This window comes from Salinivibrio sp. MA427, from assembly GCF_001996115.1.
Lineage (GTDB): Bacteria > Pseudomonadota > Gammaproteobacteria > Enterobacterales > Vibrionaceae > Salinivibrio > Salinivibrio costicola.
This window is the reverse complement of record NZ_MUFH01000488.1, coordinates 1-1,130: the sequence shown is the minus strand read 5'-3', so window position 1 is coordinate 1,130 and position 1,130 is coordinate 1. Positions and strand designations below refer to the sequence as shown.

General features: G+C 37.0%; 1 protein-coding gene. It reads left to right on the top strand.

All coding sequences use genetic code 11. The annotated features are described in order from the left end of the window. Nucleotides 1-88: 88 nt before the first annotated feature. Nucleotides 89-1,130 (top strand): dTDP-4-amino-4,6-dideoxygalactose transaminase (gene rffA, locus BZG79_RS15815; protein WP_077774887.1); only part of this gene is annotated, 1,042 nt, incomplete at its 3' end.

The window sequence follows — 1,130 nt, the reverse complement described above, 5'->3', positions numbered from 1 at the left end:
GTAGAGGCCTTATAAGACTTGATAGGATTGAAAATGATTCTGGAAAGGAAATATCGATCACCAAAATGAGAACAAGGTTTAAATAGTTATGATTCCATTTAATAAGCCATATTTGTCCGGTGACGAATTTAAAAATATCGCTACGGCTGTTACTGCTGGTAAAATATCTGGTGATGGCGCATTTACTACCAAATGTCATGATTTTTTTGAAAAACGTTATGGCTTCAAAAAATGTCTTTTAACAACATCTTGCACTGATGCATTAGAGATGGCTGCTATTCTACTAGATATACAGCCTGGGGATGAGGTGATTGCGCCATCCTACACTTTTGTATCTAGTGTTAATGCGTTTGCTCTAAGAGGTGCGGATATTGTTTTCGCCGATAGCTATTCTGAGCATCCCAACATTGACCCACAGCATATTGAAAAGCTAATCACACCGAATACAAAAGCGATTGTTGTTGTTCATTATGCCGGTGTTGCTTGTGATATGGACTCTATTATGGTTTTGGCTGAGCAATACAACATTCCGGTAGTAGAAGATGCAGCACAGGCGATTGATAGCTACTACAAAGGTCGCCCTCTTGGTAGTATAGGTACTTTTGGAACATTCTCCTTTCATGAAACTAAAAATATTATCGCTGGTGAAGGTGGGTTACTTGCGATTAATGATGAAAAATATATTCAGCGTGCTGAAATTATTCGTGAAAAAGGAACAAATCGATCGTCGTTCTTCCGCGGCGAAGTTGCCAAATATGGTTGGGTAGATATTGGGTCATCATTTTTGCCATCTGATATTATTGCTGCATATCTTTATGCTCAGCTTGAAAGTATTGATGATATACAATCGAGACGTAAAGCGATTTGGCAGCGTTATTATGATAATTTAAGTCATGTATTAACTGATTCAGGCATTCAGCTACCAAAAATCAACGAAAACTCAACTAATAATGCACATATGTTTTATTTGGTGTGTGAAAATATTGAACAACGCACCGAGTTAATTAAGGTTTTGAAAGATAATGGCATACATGCGGTTTTCCACTATTTGTCATTACATCAAAGTGAATATTATCAATCTAAATATAGCGGAAGTAATTTGCCAAATTCTGACCGATTTACAGATACCC